We start from the raw sequence: 18318 nt of genomic DNA on the forward strand, positions 1-18318 counted from the left end.
ACAATCAACTGTTATTCCAGCGGCATCACCGTCACCCGCACCTCCGGGTCATGGCTCCCTCCCCCCAGAATCACCCCTCGCAACGGCGATACATCGGAAAAGTCCCGGCCCCAGGCCAGGGTGATGTGCTCCAGTGCCGGTTGCACATTGTTCGTCGGATCGAAATCCACCCAACCTGAGACAGGGCAATACACCGAGACCCACGCGTGGGACGCATCGGCGCCGATCAGCCGTGGCTGGCCGGGCGGTGGCTGGGTGAGCAGGTAACCGCTGATATAACGCGCCGCCAGGCCCCGCGAGCGTAGGCAGGCGAGCATCAGGTGGGCGAAGTCCTGGCACACGCCGCGACGGCGCTCCAGCACCTCCACCAGCGGCGTGGCGACCTGGGTGGCTTCGGCATCGAAGGTGAATTCGCTGAAGATCTTTTCCATCAGCGCCTGCACGCCCAATAGCAGCGGTTGGCTAGGGGGAAAGCAGCTTTCGGAGAATTCGACGAAGGTTTTCTTCAGGTGTACGTAGGGCGATTCGAAGCGGTAGCGGCAGGCTTCGATCAGCGCATCGGACATCGGTTGGCTGCTGTAGGTCAGGCTGTCGCGGGTCTGGTCCCAGGCCGGTGATTGCTGGAAGTCCAACACCGGCCGCGCCAGCACTTCCACGGTCAGCCCGGCGTTCACCAGCAATTCATCATGCGGCCGCTCGAATGCCAGCCGAGTGATCGGGTTGCCAAACACGTCCAGCTCATCGCGGCGCGAGGTCGGTTCCGGGCTGATATCCAGCTGCTGCAAGCTGCAACGCTGCCAGGCGCACGGCCGTGGCCACAGGTGCGCCAACTGCTGGGCCAGGGACACCGGGCTGTCGTAGTGGTAATGGGTATCGTGGAAAATCTGGTAGCGCGCACTCATCACACCGACACCGTTTGCTGGCTGACATCATCCACATGGGCAAAGTGACGCAAGGCCAGGCGATCCGACACTTGCCCACTCTCATCGGCCACCGCTTGCAGCAGGTCGGCCAGGCCGTCCAGCGCGGCACGCACGCTGGATTCGCCGAACAACGGGTTCTCAAGGCAACCCAGGTCGAATCGCGCCAGGCGTTCCACCAAGGGCCCCAGGCCGGTTTCCCGAGGCACACCAAAGTCATCATTGAGACGTCGCAGCGTGCGGCTCACCAGCTTGAGCTGGAACAACACTGCGTGCGGGTTCTGCTCATCGAGCAGCAGCAAATCGAGCACCGGGATCAACTGCGGCACCGCCAGGTAACGCGAACGGTAGGTGATGCTGCTGTTGCCCAGTTCCAGCAACCACTCCAACCCGGCCTGATCGAACACTGCCACACCGCGCAGGAAGGCCGCCAAGCTGCTGCTCAGGAATTGCAGACGCTCGATGCGTCGGCCCATCATCAGGAAACGCCAGCCTTCATCGCGGGTCATATCATCCAGGGCAAACCCGGACAGCGCCGCCAGGGACATCACCAGGCGGTTGAGGAAATCCAGCAACTCGCCAAAATCCGGCGACTCACTTTCCAGCTCCATGGCTTCGCGCTGCAACTCCACCAGGGCCTGCCAGTTCTCACGGGACAGCTTGCCGCGCACTTGGGATGCCGCCCACTGCAAGCGTTGCAGGTTGGCGCGCAGGCTCGACGGCCAGTCATCGCCGAGCAGCGCCGCCAGCAGGCGTTCGGGCAATTCGCCCTCCTCCGGCAGCAGACGCAGGTTTTCGCCCAGCTCGACGGCCGCCTGCAGGGCTAGCGGGTCGTCGCCATCCACATAACGCGCCAGCACGATACGCAGCCAGCGCGCGCTGTCGTCGCAGCGTTCGCAGTAACGGCCGAACCAGAACAGATTTTCCACCACGCGGGACGGTAGATAGGGATCGCGGCGCACCAGGTCATGGGCGCCAATCGCACGCTGTGCACGCCAGTGTTCGCCACCGGCGGCGCGCTCGCCGAGTACCCAGGTGTCCTTGCTCGCACCGCCGCGTTGCATCGACACCACTTCGGCGTCGGCTTCGGCCGCCACGCGTGTCAGGCCACCGGGCAGTACGCGGTAACCGTCGTCGCTGGCCACGGCGTATACGCGCATGCCGATGGCGCGGTGTTGCAGGTGGTCATCCACGGTGTGCCACACCGGCGCCTGGGACAATTGAGCCAGCTCCTGGGCGACGTAGGCGTAGGGCCGCGCGCGCATGCGCTCCGCCAGGGCCTGGCGTTGTTCGTCGTTGAGGTCGCGGCCGAATACCGGCGCAAAACTCTGCGACGGAAACGCCGGTTTGATCAGCAACTCCGGCAGTTTCTCCAGCGCTTCGGCCAGCACCGGCGCCTCACCGCACCACCAGGTGGCAATGGACGGCAGAATCAGTTTTTCACCAAACAGGAATTCGTTGATCTTCGGCAGAAAGCCCAGCAAACCCGGAGATTCCAGCACGCCGCTGCCCAGGGCATTGGCCACCAGCACGTTGCCTTGGCGCACGGCATCCAGCAAACCCGGCACGCCGAGGGCCGAGTCGGTGCGCAGCTCCAGCGGGTCGCAGAAGTCATCGTCGAGTCGACGCATGATCGCGTGTACCCGGCGTAGGCCGCTGAGGGTTTTCAGGAATACGGTGCTGTCGCGCACGGTGAGGTCGCCGCCTTCCACCAGTGGGTAGCCGAGCTGGCGGGCGAGGTAAAGATGCTCGAAGTAACTTTCGTTGAACCGGCCGGGCGTCAGCAGCACGATCAGCGGCGGCTGGTCATCACCGGGCGCCTGGCGGGCCAGGGTTTCCTGCAAGGTGCGGAAAAACCCGGTGAGGTGCTGCACCTGCAAGTCACGGTAAAGATCCGGGAAGGCGCGGGACACGATGGTGCGGTTTTCCAGCGCATAGCCGGCACCGGATGGGGCCTGGGTACGGTCGGCGGTGACCCACCAGCGGCCGTCCGGCGTGCGCGCCAGGTCCACGGCGTACAGGTGCAGGAACGCACCGTCCGGCGGCTGGATGCCCTGGCACGGCCACAGGAAGTTGTTATGCCCGAACACCAGCTCCGCCGGCAGCAAGCCCTCCTTGATCAGACGCTGCGGGCCGTACAGATCCGCCAGCACCGCATTGAGCAGGCGCGCACGCTGGGCGATACCTGCCGACAGGTGCTGCCACTCATCAGCCGCCAGCACATGGGGCAGCAAATCCAGCTCCCACGGGCGGTCGGCGCCCTTGGGGTCGGCGTAGACGTTATAGGTCACGCCGTTTTCCTGGATCTGCCGGGTCAGCAATGCCTGGCGCTGGGCCAGTTGCGCCGGTGTGCTGCGTTGCAGGTGGTCCAGCAGGCGTCGCCAATGGGCACGCACTGCGCCGCTGTCATCCAGCAGTTCGTGATAGGTGCCCGCGGTCAGCGGGTAACGGTCGAGCAAGTCGGACATGGAACGCTCGGCAGAGGCAAGGGGGCTCAGATTAACTCAACAAACACTGCAAATCCCCTGTAGGCCCCGGCTTTTGTGGTGAGCGGGCTTGCCCCGCGCGAGGCAAGCTCGCTCACCACAAAAGCTCGCGCTCACAGAGGATCGCGTTCAGTCATTTTTATGGGGGAAGCGGCGCAGATCCAGGGTCATCGGTAGTTCATCGTTCACGACCACGCTCGGCACGTAGAGCTTCCCTGGGCTATGCCCCAACCGGAAAAACCGCGCCATGCGCCGGCTCTCTGCCTCGTTGGCATTCACCGGCAAGCTGTCGTAATTGCGCCCGCCCGGATGGGCGACATGGTATTGGCATCCACCCAGCGAACGCTGCATCCAGGTGTCCAGCAGGTCGAACACCAGCGGCGCATGCACCGGGATGGTCGGTTGCAGGCAGTTGGCCGGTTGCCAGGCGCGGTAACGCACGCCAGCGACAAACTCACCGACTCGCCCGGTGGCTTGCAGCGGCACCGGGATGCCGTTGCAGGTCAGCAGGTAGCGCTGCGGGGGCAGCCCGGTCAACTTGACTTGCAGGCGCTCAAGGGACGAATCCACATAACGCACGGTGCCGCCCACAGCGCCCTCCTCGCCCAGTACATGCCAGGGCTCCAGAGCCTGGCGCAGCTCCAGTTCGATCCCGCTGACGGCGTAGTCACCCACTTTGGGGAAACGGAATTCCAGGTGCGCGGCAAACCACTCGGCGCGCAACGGATAACCGGCGGCGTTGAGTTCGACGATCACATCGGCAAAATCTTGCTCGATGAAATGCGGCAACAGGAAACGATCGTGCAACTCCGTGCCCCACCGCGCCAGCTTCGGCGGCGCGTAGGGTTCGCGCCAGAAACGCGCGACCAAGGCGCGCAGCAGCAACTGCTGGGTCAGGCTCATGCGGGCGTGGGGCGGCATTTCAAATGCGCGCAGCTCCAACAGGCCGAGGCGGCCGGTGGCGCCGTCCGGCGAGTAGAGTTTGTCGATGCAGAATTCGGCGCGGTGGGTGTTGCCCGTCACGTCGATCAGCAGGTTGCGCAGCAGGCGGTCCACCAACCAGGGCGGGCATTCTTCGCCGGGCTCTGGCATTTGTGCGAAGGCGACTTCCAGCTCGTACAACGTGTCGTTGCGCGCCTCGTCCACCCTTGGAGCCTGGGAAGTCGGGCCGATGAACAGGCCGGAAAACAGGTAGGAAAGCGAGGGGTGGTTGTGCCAGTAGCTGATCAGACTGCGCAGCAGATCGGGTCGGCGCAGGAACGGTGAGTCCTTGGGCGTCGCGCCGCCCAACACGAAGTGGTTACCGCCGCCGGTGCCGGTGTGGCGCCCGTCGATCATGAATTTCTCGGTGGTCAAGCGCGTTTGCCGCGCCTCTTCGTAGAGGAATTCGGTGCGTTCCACCAACTCGTCCCAGGTGGCGGATGGCTGCACGTTGACCTCGATCACACCCGGGTCCGGCGTCACGCGGAAGTTGCTCAGGCGTGTATCGGCGGGTGGTTCATAGCCTTCCAGCAATACCGGGCAATGCAGCTCTTCAGCGGTGGATTCAATGGCGGCCACCAGCTCCAGATAGTCTTCAACACGCTCCAGGGGCGGCATGAACAGATAGAGGCGCCCTTCCCGGGCTTCGGCGCACAGGGCGGTGCGGGTCAGCCAGTCGGCGGACTCGTCCACCTGTGGCACGCGTTCATCGCTCGGCGCGGGCTCATCGTGGCTTTGCAGCTGCGCGGTGGACGGCAGCTCCGGCTGATCCTGGTTCGGGTCAGTCGGGTGCACAAACGGATACTCCGCCGCCGTCACCCACGGCTGCGAGGCCAATGGCAGGCGATAGCCCAACGGCGAATCCCCCGGCACCAGGCGGCAGTGGTTGTCACGCAGGTACCAGCGCCCGCTTTGCCAACGGTCATTGGCCGCCGTGCGCGCCAACGGCAGCACTTGGCCGATGACTTTATCCAGGCCCTGGCTGAACACCTTGCGCAGGCGTTCGCGCTCCAAGTCGTCGCTCAGGCGCGGGTCCTGGGCGGTGACGTTCTGCGGCAGCGCGCCTTCGCGCCACAGGTAGTAGAAATTGTCTTCGAATGCCGGGAACACAAAGCGCGCCGGCAACTTGAGGCGCTCTGCGACGCTGGCCAGGAAACGCCCGGCCAGTGCGCCATCCGCGCCGTAGTCCTCTTGCTCATCGGCAATCAACGCGCTGTTGTGCCAGATCGGCACACCGTCGCGGCGCCAGTAGCAATTGAGCGACCAACGCGGCAATTGCTCGCCGGGGTACCACTTGCCTTGGCCGAAGTGCACCAAACCCTTCGGGGCGTAGTGCTTGCGCATTCGCTGGAACAGCTCGGCGGACAGTCGGCGCTTGTCCAGGCCGAGCGCGGCGGTGTTCCATTCGGCGCCGTCGGGATCGTCGATGGAGACGAAGGTGGGTTCGCCGCCCATGGTCAGACGTACGTCGTCCTTGAGCAGGTCGCCATCAATCTGACGCCCCAAGGCCTGGATCGCCAGCCATTGCTCTTCGGTGTAGGGCTTGGTGACGCGCGGCGCCTCCCAGATCCGCTCAACCGACATTTCGTGGGTGAATTCACACTCGCAAGGCTCCACCAGCCCACTGATCGGTGCGGCGGAGGATGGATCGGGACTACACGCCAACGGAATATGGCCTTCACCGGCGAACAACCCGGAGGTAGCGTCCAGGCCGATCCAGCCGGCGCCGGGCAAATACACTTCGCACCAGGCGTGCAGGTCGGTGAAATCCACTTCCGTGCCGGAGGGGCCATCGAGGGCTTTGACGTCAGCAGTGAGTTGGATCAGGTAGCCGGACACAAACCGCGCCGCCAACCCCAGGTTACGCAGGATCTGCACCAGCAACCAAGCCGAGTCGCGGCATGAACCGGAGGCGTTTTCCAGGGTGTATTCCGGGGTTTGTACACCCGGTTCCATGCGGATCAGGTAGCCGATATCAGCCGCCAGGCGCTGGTTGAGGCCCACCAAAAAGTCCACGGCCGGCAGCGGCGTGCGGTCGATACCCGCCAGGTACGCGGCGAACTTCGGCGTCAACGGCAAGGTTTCCAGGTACGGCGCCAGCTCACGCTGCTCGTCGGCGGCGTAGCTGAAGGGGATTTTCTCGGCGTAGGGTTCGAGGAAAAAGTCGAAGGGGTTGAATACGGCCATCTCAGCGACCAGGTCGACTTCGATGCGCAGCTCGTCAGTCTTTTCCGGGAACACCAACCGCGCCAGGTAATTGCCCTGGGGGTCCTGCTGCCAGTTGATGAAATGCTGCTCGGGCAGCACTTTCAGCGCGTAGGACAGAATCCGCGTGCGGCTATGGGCCGCCGGGCGCAAGCGCACGATCTGTGGGCCGAGTTCGACAGCGCGGTCATAGCGGTAATGCGTAACGTGGTGCAACGCGACATGAATCGACACGGCGGCCTCCTGCGAGCCAGGGCATGGAAACAAAGCGCGCAAGACTTATGCCAGAGCGGCGGTCATTGCGCTTTATCGTAAGACCCGGTGCAGTACAGCACCAAAACAGCGCCAACGGCGGTGCCATGGTGCAAGTGACGCACATATTTGTGGCGTCGGTGTGAAGGTGGGTGGGGAATCTACCCAATCACAGGGATTTGTGGCGGGCAATCACGGCTTCACGCAGGAGGCGCACTTCGCGCAGTTTCTGGCGCATTTCGCGGTGGCGCTGGCTGTTGAGCAGTAGCAGCCCGATTAACGGGAACAGCAAGCCCAAGCCAAACATGAACCGGTGCGGCTGATCACTGAAGGTGGGCAATACACCCAGAAAGCAGAGCCCCAGTAGCCCTACCAGTGGCCATACCCACTGCGGATGTCCACGGGCAATCATGAAGTTGCAATGCACAACGACCAAGGTGAGTGCTATGCCTCCCAGGAAGGAATACTTGGCGTTGTCCTCCATAGAAAGGCCGGGTAAATAACTGTCGAAAAACTGCGGTACCGCAAACACCAAGGTAAAAATGGAGGCGAATATCGCCCCCATGAACACCGGAAAATAGGTCGATAGAAAGCGGCGGATACTGGGAAATTCGCTCATTGCTCGGCTTCCTCATACAACCCTACGGCAATCGTGCGCACGTTCCCCGAAACCGCGCTGCCGGTGAAACCGATGGCAGCGCCCAAGGCATCCTTGATTTGCGTCACCGTCGCGTGCTTGACCTCAGTGGGCGTAAACCGCTTTGGCAGCTCGCCAGACAGTTGCTTCAACTTGATCATCTTCGACGTGAGGCGCGGGTCGTTGATGCTCAATAGCTCCTTCGTGAGTTTGGCACGCTCCTGACGGTTCAAGCCACGGAGCACCTCTCTCACACTTTTCCCGGTGGTCGCTTTGTTCAGCCGGACCAGTTTGAGCGTCGCCAGCGACGATGCACCCACCCCGACCAACGAGGCGGCATCCAACGCAATCATGGTGTATTGGTACCACTCTTCGCTGTCGAGCTGATCATTCTTGGCGGGGTTGCGGATTTCATTCACGGTGCGATAGCCGCTGGCGAAACACTGCACTGAACTGGCGGCGGCGGCGGTGTAGCCGAGCGCGACGACCACCGAACTGGCCCCCGCCGAAAACGGAACCGCGACCGAACCACTGAGCACCACAATCCATCCGATCACCGCACCAGCACATGACAAGGTGGTATTCACCGCTTCGCCCACTAATCGCGATTCGCGTGGATTGTCTTGCACCTGCTGGGCGAATTGCGTGGGTGCGATGTACTTCTGCGCCTCACGCAGGATCAACCGCTTAGGCGCGATGCTGCAGATGGGTTGGAATTCGCGCAGGGTCACCACGTTGAAATCGGCGTCGATGTACACGACACCCGCGCCGACGATGGCGGGATCGGCGTCGATGGCTGCAAACAGGCGCGGCAGGTTGATCTGGCTTTCGATGCGCTGGCGCGCCATGAACTGTGAGCGGTTGGAATCCATGCCGATGCCGGCCAGGGGGTTAGCCATGTTTTTCTTCCTTGAACTGAATGGGCGCCACCTTAACAAACCGCCCACCCAGCGCCTAGAAAGCAAAACGCCAGCACGAGGCTGGCGTTTTGCATATTCAGGCTGCGATCAACGCGGCACCACCGGCTTGCGCGCAGGCTTGCCGCCCTTGCCCTTGGCCGCATCGCTGCGTTCCTTGGCGGCCTGCTTGTTGCGCGCCTGGGCGGCGGCCTTGGCTTGCTCACGCTTGTCCCACGGGTTGCTGCCGTCGCTGCCGCGAGGAGGCAAACCGGTGTGCTGGGTGAGGATCTTGGTGGTGGTTTCCTTGGCGACCTTATGGCTGCCAGCCGGCGTCGAGTTCTTGCGACGGGCACTCTGGTAGCTGTCGGTGCTTGGCTGGTGCAGCGGGATCAGTTGGTCCTTGCCTGGCCCGATCAAGTCGGCACGGCCCATGCGGGTCAGCGCTTCACGCAGCATCGGCCAGCCTTTCGGGTCGTGGTAGCGCAGGAAGGCCTTGTGCAGACGGCGCTGGTCTTCGCTCTTGACGATGGTCACCGCGTCGCTCTTGTAGGTAACCTTGCGCAGCGGGTTCTTGCCCGAGTGGTACATCGCGGTGGCGGTGGCCATCGGCGACGGGTAGAACGCCTGCACCTGGTCGGCACGGAAGCCGTTGCCCTTGAGCCACAGGGCCAGGTTCATCATGTCTTCATCGGTGGTGCCGGGGTGAGCGGCGATGAAGTAAGGAATCAGGTACTGCTCCTTGCCCGCTTCCTTGGTGTACTTCTCGAACATGCGCTTGAACTTGTCATAGCTGCCAATGCCCGGTTTCATCATCTGGTTGAGCGGACCTTCCTCGGTGTGTTCCGGGGCAATCTTCAGGTAGCCACCCACGTGGTGGGTGACCAGCTCTTTTACGTATTCCGGCGACTCGACGGCCAGGTCATAGCGCAGGCCGGAGGCGATCAGGATCTTCTTCACACCCGGCAGCGCACGGGCGCTGCGGTACAGCTGGATCAACGACGAGTGATCGGTGTTCAGGTTCGGGCAGATACCGGGGAACACGCACGACGGCTTGCGGCACGCGGATTCGATTTCCGGGCTCTTGCAGGCGATGCGGTACATGTTCGCGGTCGGGCCGCCGAGGTCGGAGATCACGCCGGTAAAGCCCGGGACCTTGTCGCGGATCTCTTCGATCTCGCGGATGATCGACTCTTCGGAGCGGTTCTGGATGATGCGGCCTTCGTGCTCGGTGATCGAGCAGAAGGTGCAGCCGCCAAAGCAGCCACGCATGATATTTACCGAGAAACGGATCATGTCGTAGGCCGGGATCTTTTCCTTGCCATACGCCGGATGCGGGATACGTGCGTAAGGCATGCCGAACACGTAGTCCATTTCTTCGGTGGTCATGGGAATGGGCGGCGGGTTGAACCACACATCCACTTCACCGTGCTTCTGCACCAGGGCGCGGGCATTGCCTGGGTTGGTTTCCAGGTGCAACACGCGGTTGGCGTGGGCGTAGAGCACCGCGTCGCCACGGACTTTCTCCACCGACGGCAGGCGGATCACGGTCTTGTCGCGGGTCATGCGCGGGCTGGCCAGGATCTGTACGACCTTGGCTTCTTCCGGGTCATCCACCGGACCTTTTTCCTGCTCGATGGCGCAGGCCTGGGTGTCCTGGGTATTCACGTACGGATTGATGATCTTGTCGATCTTGCCCGGACGGTCGATACGCGTGGAGTCCACTTCGTACCAGCCCGCTGGCGTGTCACGCCGAATGAACGCGGTGCCGCGCACGTCGGTAATGTCTTCGATCTTATGGCCCCACGACAGGCGCTGGGCAACCTCGACAATCGCACGCTCGGCGTTGCCGTACAGCAGGATGTCGGCGGTGGCGTCGATCAGGATCGAGTTGCGCACGCGGTCCTGCCAGTAGTCGTAGTGGGCGATGCGACGCAGGGAGGCTTCGATGCCGCCGAGTACGATCGGCACGTTCTTGTAGGCTTCCTTGCAACGCTGGCTGTACACCAGGCTGGCGCGGTCCGGGCGTTTGCCGGCCATGCCGCCAGGGGTGTAGGCGTCGTCGGAACGGATTTTCTTGTCGGCGGTGTAGCGGTTGATCATCGAGTCCATGTTGCCGGCCGCGACGCCGAAGAACAGGTTCGGCTCGCCGAGCTTCATGAAGTCGTCTTTGGACTGCCAGTTCGGCTGGGCAATGATCCCGACGCGAAAGCCCTGGGACTCCAGCAGCCGGCCGATGATTGCCATGCCGAACGACGGATGGTCAACGTACGCATCACCGGTGACGATGATGATGTCGCAGGAATCCCAGCCAAGCTGATCCATCTCCTCCCTGCTCATCGGCAGGAATGGCGCTGGACCGAAACATTCGGCCCAGTACTTGGGATAGTCAAATAACGGCTTGGCTGTTTGCATGACGGTGACCGGTGTTGAGATGGAAAATCGCGGGCGCGGAATATAGCACAAATTTTGACCAATTCCGACGGTAATGGTCGGAATTGAGCAGACGGGTTATTCGTCGTCGTCGAAGTTGTAGCTGCCCGGCGCGAGGTTCTCGAAGCGGGTGTACTTACCGATGAAGGCCAGGCGGATAAAACCGATGGGGCCGTTCCGCTGCTTGCCGATGATGATCTCGGCAATGCCCTTGTGCTCGGTCTCGGGGTGGTACACCTCGTCGCGGTACACGAACATGATCACGTCGGCGTCCTGCTCGATCGCTCCGGATTCCCGCAAGTCGGAGTTCACCGGGCGCTTGTTGGGGCGTTGTTCCAGGGAACGGTTGAGCTGGGACAGCGCCACCACCGGGCAGTTGAATTCCTTGGCCAGGGCCTTCAAGGACCGGGAGATCTCGGAAATCTCGTTGGTCCGGCTGTCACCGCTGGAGCCCGGGATCTGCATCAACTGCAGGTAGTCGATCATGATCAGCGCGATGTCGCCGTGTTCACGCACCAGGCGGCGGGTACGTGCGCGCATCTCCGAGGGGCTGATACCCGCGGTGTCGTCGATGAACAGCTTGCGGTCATTGAGCAGGTTGACCGCCGAGGTCAGGCGCGGCCAGTCGTCGTCTTCCAGCTGGCCGGAACGCACCTTGGTCTGATCGATACGGCCCAGGGACGAGAGCATCCGCATGATCAGCGATTCACCGGGCATCTCCAGGGAGTACACCAGGACGGTCTTGTCGCTGCGCAGCACGGCGTTTTCCACCAGGTTCATCGCAAAGGTGGTCTTACCCATGGAGGGACGACCGGCGACGATGATCAAGTCGGACGGCTGCAGGCCGCTGGTCTTCTCGTCCAGGTCCGCATAACCGGTAGAAATACCGGTGATGGCCGCGTCGGTGTTGAACAGGGTGTCGATACGGTCGATGGCCTTGGTCAACAGCTCGTTGACGCCGACCGGGCCGCCGGTTTTCGGGCGGGCCTCGGCGATCTGGAAGATCTGGCGCTCGGCTTCGTCGAGGATTTCTTCGGCGGTACGCCCTTCCGGGTTGAAGGCGCTGTCGGCGATCTCTGTGCTGATGCCGATCAGTTGCCGCAGCGTGGCCCGCTGGCGGACGATCTGGGCATAAGCCTTGATGTTGGCGACGGACGGCGTGTTTTTCGCCAGTTCGCCGAGGTAGCCGAGGCCGCCGACCTGGGAGGTCTGGCCTTCCTTGTCCAGCTGCTCGGCCAGGGTCACCACGTCGATCGGTGAGTTCTGGTCGGCCAGTTTGGCGATGGCGCGGAAGATCAGGCGGTGGTCATGGCGATAGAAGTCACCGTCCGAGACTTGATCCAGCACGCGTTCCCAGGCGTTGTTGTCCAGCATCAAACCACCGAGCACGGCCTGTTCGGCCTCGATGGAATGCGGCGGCACCTTCAGGGCAGCGGTTTGCAGATCGTATTGCTCAGGAGCTGAAATATCGTTCATGGCCACTTGGAATTTAGGGGTGTGTAGAAAAACAAAAGGCACGACCTGTAAACAGGATCGTGCCCGATGTTAACTGCCTGGCACGCGAGGTGCCAGTCAGTTAGGTGCTGCTTAAGCTGCTACCACGACAACGCGTACGGTGGCTTCAACTTCGGCGTGCAGGTGCACGGCTACGTCGAATTCGCCTACGTTGCGGATGGTGCCGTTCGGCAGACGAACTTCGCTCTTCTGCACTTCAACGCCGGAGGCGGTCAGTGCATCAGCGATGTCGTGGGTGCCGATCGAACCGAACAGCTTGCCTTCGTCACCGGCGGTGGCAGTGATAGTCACTTCCAGCTCAGCCAGTTGGGCAGCGCGAGTTTCGGCCGAAGCTTTTTTGTCTGCTGCTGCTTTTTCCAGCTCAGCACGACGCTCTTCAAACGCAGCCAGGTTGGCAGCGGTTGCAGCGGTGGCTTTGCCGTATGGCAGCAGGTAGTTACGACCGTAACCGGCCTTAACGTTCACTTTGTCGCCCAGGTTGCCCAGGTTGGCGACTTTTTCCAGAAGGATCAGTTGCATGTGAAAATCCTCTAACTTTTAACCTTCACCGTTCGCGTTATCGGCGTCTTTCGGCGCCAGACGACCGCGAAAATCAATCAGGCCGTCGACAATGGCCAAAACCACGAGTAACGGATAGATCAGTTGCATGAACACCAGCATCGTTACGTACATCCCCACCAGCCAGAACTTGGCCAGGCGCTTCTGCGCGACCAGCCCGTGAATCAGGGCCAGTCCGGAAAACACCAGCGGTACGCTGCAAAACAGCACTAGCAGGGTGGCTTGTGAACCGAAGTACGGTCCGACCATCATGAGTGCCAGCAGCAACATCGCCGGGCCCACGGGGATTCTGATACTGCGAAATTCGCGACCAAAACCACCCGGGTTGTACAACAACGCCTGCCAATATCGCCCAAGCATCAGGCTCAGCAAACTGACGATCTGCATCATTACCGCCATCAGGCCGATCAGGGCCGGTGCAATCAGTGTTGCCAGTCGCGCTCGCTCTTCTACCGACAGCTGCTGGTAGAGTTCCCCGAGGGCCATCGGCAGGATCTTGGCGATCTCTTGCGACAGTACCTCGATTTGCGGGCGGAAAGCCGCGTCAATCAACACCGAAAACACCAACCCCAATGCCACGCTGACCAGCAGCGTGCGGACCCAGGACTCACTTGCGCGCAAAACCAACGCAAGGCTCGACGACCCCAGCAGCACCAGAAGCACTTTAGGTTCGCCCAGTTGCAGCCACCAGATCAAGGCGGCCACGACTCCCAGGGCCAGGATACCCAGGGCATCCTGCAAACCGCGCCGCAGGAGCACAAGGCACCCAGCGGCAGCAGCCAACCAATACAACAACGGCAATGCTGCACATCCAGCCACTACGAGAGTGGCCTGCACACGACCGCGCATGATGAACTCAGCTAAGGCGCGCATGCATTCAATCCCTTACTACTTGTCGACTGCCCGGTCTCAGCGGCCGTGGCTGTCGGTGTAGGCCAGCAGGGCCAGGAAGCGGGCGCGCTTGATAGCGGTGGCCAGCTGACGCTGATAACGTGCTTTGGTACCGGTGATACGGCTTGGAACGATTTTGCCGGTCTCGGATACGTAGGCTTTCAGAGTGTTGAGATCTTTGTAATCGATCTCTTTCACGTCTTCAGCGGTGAAGCGGCAGAATTTACGACGACGGAAGAAACGTGCCATTTGATAGGCTCCTTAAAAGGTCCGTGGATTACTCGTCAGCGTTATCGCTGTTGTCGCTGTCATCACTATCAGCGCTATCAGCGCCTTCGTGCTCAGGACGGTCGCGACGCTCACGGCGCTCACTGCGGTTTTCTTCAGCCTTGAGCATCTCGGATTGGCCGGTAACGGCTTCTTCGCGACGGATGACCAGGTTACGGATCACAGCATCGTTGTAGCGGAAGTTGTCTTCCAGCTCGGCCAGGGCCTTGCCAGTGCACTCAACGTTCAGCATCACGTAGTGAGCCTTGTGAACATTGTTGATTGCGTAGGCCAGTTGACGACGGCCCCAATCTTCCAGACGGTGGATTTTGCCGCCGTCTTCTTCGATCAGCTTGGTGTAACGCTCAACCATGCCGCCGACTTGCTCGCTTTGATCCGGGTGGACCAAAAAGATGATTTCGTAATGACGCATGAATGCTCCTTACGGGTTGTAGCCTGCCGCTCAAAAACGGTCAGACAAGGAGTGAATGACACTTATGGATCTTGCCGCAGGGAGGCACATCGGTGCCCGCCAGGAAGGCAAGGGGCGCAATTGTAGAGAAGGGGGAGGAAGCGTGCAAGGTGATTGGTGATTATTTGAACAATCACCAATCACTGCGGGTGGATCATTTCTTCGATTTGGCCTTGGCGCCACGCTGGCGCTGGGCTTCAAACAGGCACACGCCGGTGGCAACCGACACGTTGAGACTGCTGACGCTACCAGCCATCGGCAGATGGACCAGGTAATCGCAGTGTTCGCGGGTCAGGCGACGCATGCCTTTGCCCTCGGCGCCCATGATCAGGATGGTTGGGCCGGTGAGGTCCTGGTCATAAATGCTGACCTCGGCCTCGCCTGCCGTGCCCACAACCCACAGGCCGCGCTGCTGGAGTTTCTCCAGAGTGCGCGCCAGGTTGGTCACAGCCACCAAAGGAATCACTTCCGCCGCGCCGCAGGCGACCTTACGCACGACCGGCGTCAGGGTCGCGGACTTGTCTTTAGGCACGATCACCGCCAGCGCACCGGCAGCATCTGCCGAACGTAGGCAGGCGCCGAGGTTGTGCGGATCGGTCACGCCGTCCAGCACCAGCAGCAACGGCGCGCCTTCGGTGCGATCAAGCAGCTCGTCGAGCATCGCCTCGCCCCAGACCTGGCTCGGGCTGACGTCCGCCACGACGCCCTGGTGGACGCCTTCGACCCACACGTCCATTTCGCGACGCTCGGCCTGGCCGATGGCAACCTTGTTTTGGGTCGCCAACTCAACCAGCGCTTGCACGCGCGGCTCGCTGCGGCCTTCGGCCAACCACACTTGCTTGACGCGTTTAGGGTGGTGACGCAGCAGTGCTTCTACGGCGTGCACGCCGTAGATTTTTTCCAGACTCATGACTTGGCCTTAGGTTTGCGCGACCCGCCACTCTTGGCAGGGCCCGAACCCGCTTTTGGCGGGCCTTTACGGTGTTTACTTGGCTTGCTCGACGGACTTTCCGCCCCGCGGGACTTTCCCCCAGACGCCGCTTTACCACCGCTTTTGGCTTCGTTGAGCAACTGCTGCTTCAACTCGCGGCTCTTGCGCAGCTCGGCGTTTTTCGCCGCCGCATCGCTTGGGCGGTAGGCTTCGGGGGCCTTTTCCTTCGCGGACGGACGACGACCGGCCTTGGCAGGTGCAGGCTCGGCGGTCGCTGCTTTAGCAGGTGCTGCCTTGCCTTTGCTGGTCGGTTCGCTGCCGCGTTTTTTACGGCTGCCCGGCGATTCGGCTGGCTTGTCGGACATGCCGAAGTCGATCTTGCGCTCGTCGAGGTCGACGCGCATGACCTGCACTTCCACGGTATCGCCCAAACGGAAGCTGCGACCGGTGCGCTCGCCCGCCAGGCGGTGGTGCACAGGGTCGAAGTGGTAGTAGTCACCCGGCAACGCGGTGACGTGCACCAGGCCTTCGACGTAGATGTCGGTCAGCTCGACAAACAGACCAAAGCCGGTCACGGCAGTGATCACACCAGGGAAAGTCTCGCCTACGCGGTCTTTCATGAACTCGCACTTGAGCCAGTTCACCACGTCGCGGGTGGCTTCGTCGGCACGGCGCTCGCTCATGGAGCACTGTTCGCCCAGCTGTTCCAGGGCCGCTTCGTCGTACGGATAGATCCGTGCTTTCGGAATGGTCATGGCACCGGCGCGCTTGACGTGCGGGGTGTTCTGCTTGGAGTGGATCACGCTGCGGATCGCGCGGTGCGTGAGCAGGTCCGGGTAACGGCGAATCGGCGAGGTGAAGTGGGTGTACGCCTCGTAATTCAGGCCGAAGTGGCCCTGGTTGTCAGCGCTGTACACCGCTTGGCTCAGCGAGCGCAGCATGACGGTCTGGATCACATGGTAATCCGGACGGTCCTTGATGCTGGCGAGCAGAGCCTGGTAGTCCTTCGGCGTCGGGCCGTCCTTGCCTTTGTGCAGGGACAGGCCGAGCTCGCCGAGGAATGCACGCAGCTTCTCCAGACGCTCCGGCGGCGGGCCGTCGTGCACGCGATACAACGCTGGAATTTCATGCTTCTTCAGGAATTCAGCGGTGGCCACGTTGGCGGCCAGCATGCATTCCTCGATCAGCTTGTGCGCATCGTTACGCGTGGTCGGGGTGATTGCGGCGATCTTGCGCTCGGAACCGAAGACAATCCGGGTTTCCTGGGTTTCAAAGTCGATCGCGCCACGTACGTGACGAGCGCCCAGCAACACCTTGTACAGCGCATAGAGCTGCTTGAGGTGCGGCACCACGCCAGCGTATTCGCTACGCAGGGCCTTGGCTTCGCTGGTCTTCGGCGTTTCCAGGATAGTGCTGACCTTGTTGTAGGTCAGGCGCGCCTGGGAATGGATCACCGCTTCGTAGAACTGGTAGTCAGTCATTTCGCCGGTTTTCGAGATGGTCATCTCGCACACCATGGCCAAACGGTCGACTTTCGGGTTCAGGGAGCACAGGCCGTTGGACAGCTGCTCGGGCAGCATCGGGATCACGCGCTCAGGGAAGTACACGGAGTTGCCGCGCACCTGGGCTTCGTTATCCAGGGCCGAACCGATCTTCACGTAGCTGGACACGTCGGCAATCGCGACGTACAACTTCCAGCCACCGGAGAACAGGCGCAGCTTGCCTGGCTTGGCTTCGCAGTAGACCGCATCGTCGAAGTCGCGGGCATCTTCGCCGTCGATGGTGACGAACGGCAGATGGCGCAGGTCGATGCGTTTTTCTTTGTCTTTCTCTTCCACTTCAGGCTTGAGCTTGCCGGCTTCTTTGAGCACAGCCTCAGGCCAGACGTGGGGAATATCGTAGGTGCGCAGCGCAACGTCGATTTCCATGCCCGGCGCCATGTAGTTGCCGACCACTTCAACGATATCGCCCTGGGGCTGGAAGCGTGCCGTTGGCCAGTGGGTGATCTTCACCTCGACGAACTGACCGACTTTGGCGGCGCCATTACGGCCCGGAGTGATCAGCACTTCCTGCTGGACCTTCGGGTTATCCGGCACCACAAAGCCGATGCCGCCTTCTTCGAAGTAACGGCCGACGATGGACTCGTGGGCACGGGACACCACTTCGACGATCACGCCTTCACGGCGACCGCGACGGTCCAGGCCGGAAACGCGCGCCAGGGCACGGTCGCCATCGAACACCAGGCGCATTTGCGCCGGGCTCATGAACAGGTCATCGCTGCCGTCGTCGGGGATCAGGAAGCCGAAACCATCACGGTGGCCGGCAATGCGGCCCAGGATCAGGTCGAGCTTATCCACAGGCGCGTAAGTGCCACGGCGGGTGTAGATCAGTTGAGCATCACGCTCCATGGCACGCAAACGGCGGCGCAGGGCTTCGAGCTGGTCTTCGGTGGTCAGACCGAATTCTTCAACCAACTGCTCACGGCTAGCAGGCGAACCCCGATCGGCGAGATGCGCCAGGATCAGTTCGCGGCTAGGAATAGGGTTTTCATATTTTTCCGCTTCACGAGCGGCCTCGGGATCGAGGGACTGCCAATCGGCCATTAGAGAGTTTTCACCTTGTCTATATGCGGGTTAGTTTGGCATACGCGTATTGAAACGGGAAATTTCAGACGCCAACAAGCCTTTTAAAGCCCTTTGCAGCCCCCGGCAGGCACCTTGCACGACCATTGGCGAAATTTTCCAGGCTTTTTTCGTGGCAGGGCTTTACAGCTTAAAATCCCCTCCGTATAGTGCGCGCCATCGACGACGGCAACGTTGTTGATGCTGCCCAGGTGGTGAAATTGGTAGACACGCCAGCTTCAGGTGCTGGTGA

The 18318-nt window shown here is 61.7% G+C and carries 13 protein-coding genes; all 13 read right to left on the minus strand.

Annotation, left to right across the window (positions count from 1 at the left end):
* Nucleotides 1-11: 11 nt before the first annotated feature.
* The 13 genes from H096_RS06810 to rnr all read right to left on the minus strand — a co-directional run bounded on the left by H096_RS06810 (nucleotide 12) and on the right by rnr (nucleotide 18047).
* Nucleotides 12-902, minus strand: coding sequence for a transglutaminase family protein (locus tag H096_RS06810; protein WP_033897399.1), 891 nt, complete (start codon nucleotides 900-902; stop codon nucleotides 12-14).
* Nucleotides 902-3388: a circularly permuted type 2 ATP-grasp protein gene (locus H096_RS06815; protein ID WP_033897400.1), complete on the minus strand. Its 2487-nt coding sequence runs from the start codon at nucleotides 3386-3388 to the stop codon at nucleotides 902-904. Before H096_RS06815 ends, H096_RS06810 begins: the two co-directional genes overlap by 1 nt.
* A 147-nt stretch (nucleotides 3389-3535) precedes the next feature.
* A complete protein-coding gene (locus H096_RS06820; RefSeq protein ID WP_033897401.1) occupies nucleotides 3536-6826 on the minus strand; it encodes a transglutaminase family protein in 3291 nt (1096 codons plus the stop codon).
* A gap of 187 nt (nucleotides 6827-7013) precedes the next feature.
* On the minus strand, nucleotides 7014-7463 hold the full coding sequence (locus H096_RS06825; protein ID WP_033897402.1) for a hypothetical protein: 450 nt from the start codon (nucleotides 7461-7463) through the stop codon (nucleotides 7014-7016).
* On the minus strand, nucleotides 7460-8380 hold the full coding sequence (locus H096_RS06830; protein WP_033897403.1) for a hypothetical protein: 921 nt from the start codon (nucleotides 8378-8380) through the stop codon (nucleotides 7460-7462). The genes H096_RS06825 and H096_RS06830 overlap by 4 nt, the downstream gene beginning before the upstream one ends.
* Nucleotides 8381-8488: 108 nt before the next feature.
* Nucleotides 8489-10792, minus strand: a complete 2304-nt coding sequence (locus tag H096_RS06835; protein ID WP_033897404.1) for a YgiQ family radical SAM protein — start codon at nucleotides 10790-10792, stop codon at nucleotides 8489-8491.
* A gap of 96 nt (nucleotides 10793-10888) precedes the next feature.
* Nucleotides 10889-12286: a replicative DNA helicase gene (dnaB, locus tag H096_RS06840; protein WP_016976916.1), complete on the minus strand. Its 1398-nt coding sequence runs from the start codon at nucleotides 12284-12286 to the stop codon at nucleotides 10889-10891.
* A 111-nt stretch (nucleotides 12287-12397) separates the two neighbouring features.
* Nucleotides 12398-12844, minus strand: a complete 447-nt coding sequence (gene rplI / locus H096_RS06845) for a 50S ribosomal protein L9 (RefSeq protein ID WP_003171376.1) — start codon at nucleotides 12842-12844, stop codon at nucleotides 12398-12400.
* Between the two features lie 18 nt (nucleotides 12845-12862).
* Complete coding sequence (locus tag H096_RS06850) at nucleotides 12863-13756, minus strand: hypothetical protein (protein ID WP_033897405.1); 894 nt, start codon at nucleotides 13754-13756, stop codon at nucleotides 12863-12865.
* A gap of 36 nt (nucleotides 13757-13792) precedes the next feature.
* Entirely contained in the window at nucleotides 13793-14023 is a 231-nt protein-coding gene (gene rpsR / locus H096_RS06855; RefSeq protein WP_002551829.1) for a 30S ribosomal protein S18, read from the minus strand.
* 28 nt (nucleotides 14024-14051) lie between these two features.
* Complete coding sequence (gene rpsF, locus H096_RS06860) at nucleotides 14052-14474, minus strand: 30S ribosomal protein S6 (protein ID WP_003236224.1); 423 nt, start codon at nucleotides 14472-14474, stop codon at nucleotides 14052-14054.
* A gap of 193 nt (nucleotides 14475-14667) precedes the next feature.
* Entirely contained in the window at nucleotides 14668-15423 is a 756-nt protein-coding gene (rlmB, locus tag H096_RS06865; protein WP_017734971.1) for a 23S rRNA (guanosine(2251)-2'-O)-methyltransferase RlmB, read from the minus strand.
* Nucleotides 15420-18047, minus strand: a complete 2628-nt coding sequence (gene rnr, locus H096_RS06870) for a ribonuclease R (protein ID WP_033897406.1) — start codon at nucleotides 18045-18047, stop codon at nucleotides 15420-15422. The genes rlmB and rnr overlap by 4 nt, the downstream gene beginning before the upstream one ends.
* Nucleotides 18048-18318: the final 271 nt, after the last annotated feature.

The sequence above is a fragment of the Pseudomonas sp. FH1 genome (assembly GCF_000510895.2).
Classification (GTDB): domain Bacteria; phylum Pseudomonadota; class Gammaproteobacteria; order Pseudomonadales; family Pseudomonadaceae; genus Aquipseudomonas; species Aquipseudomonas azotoformans_A.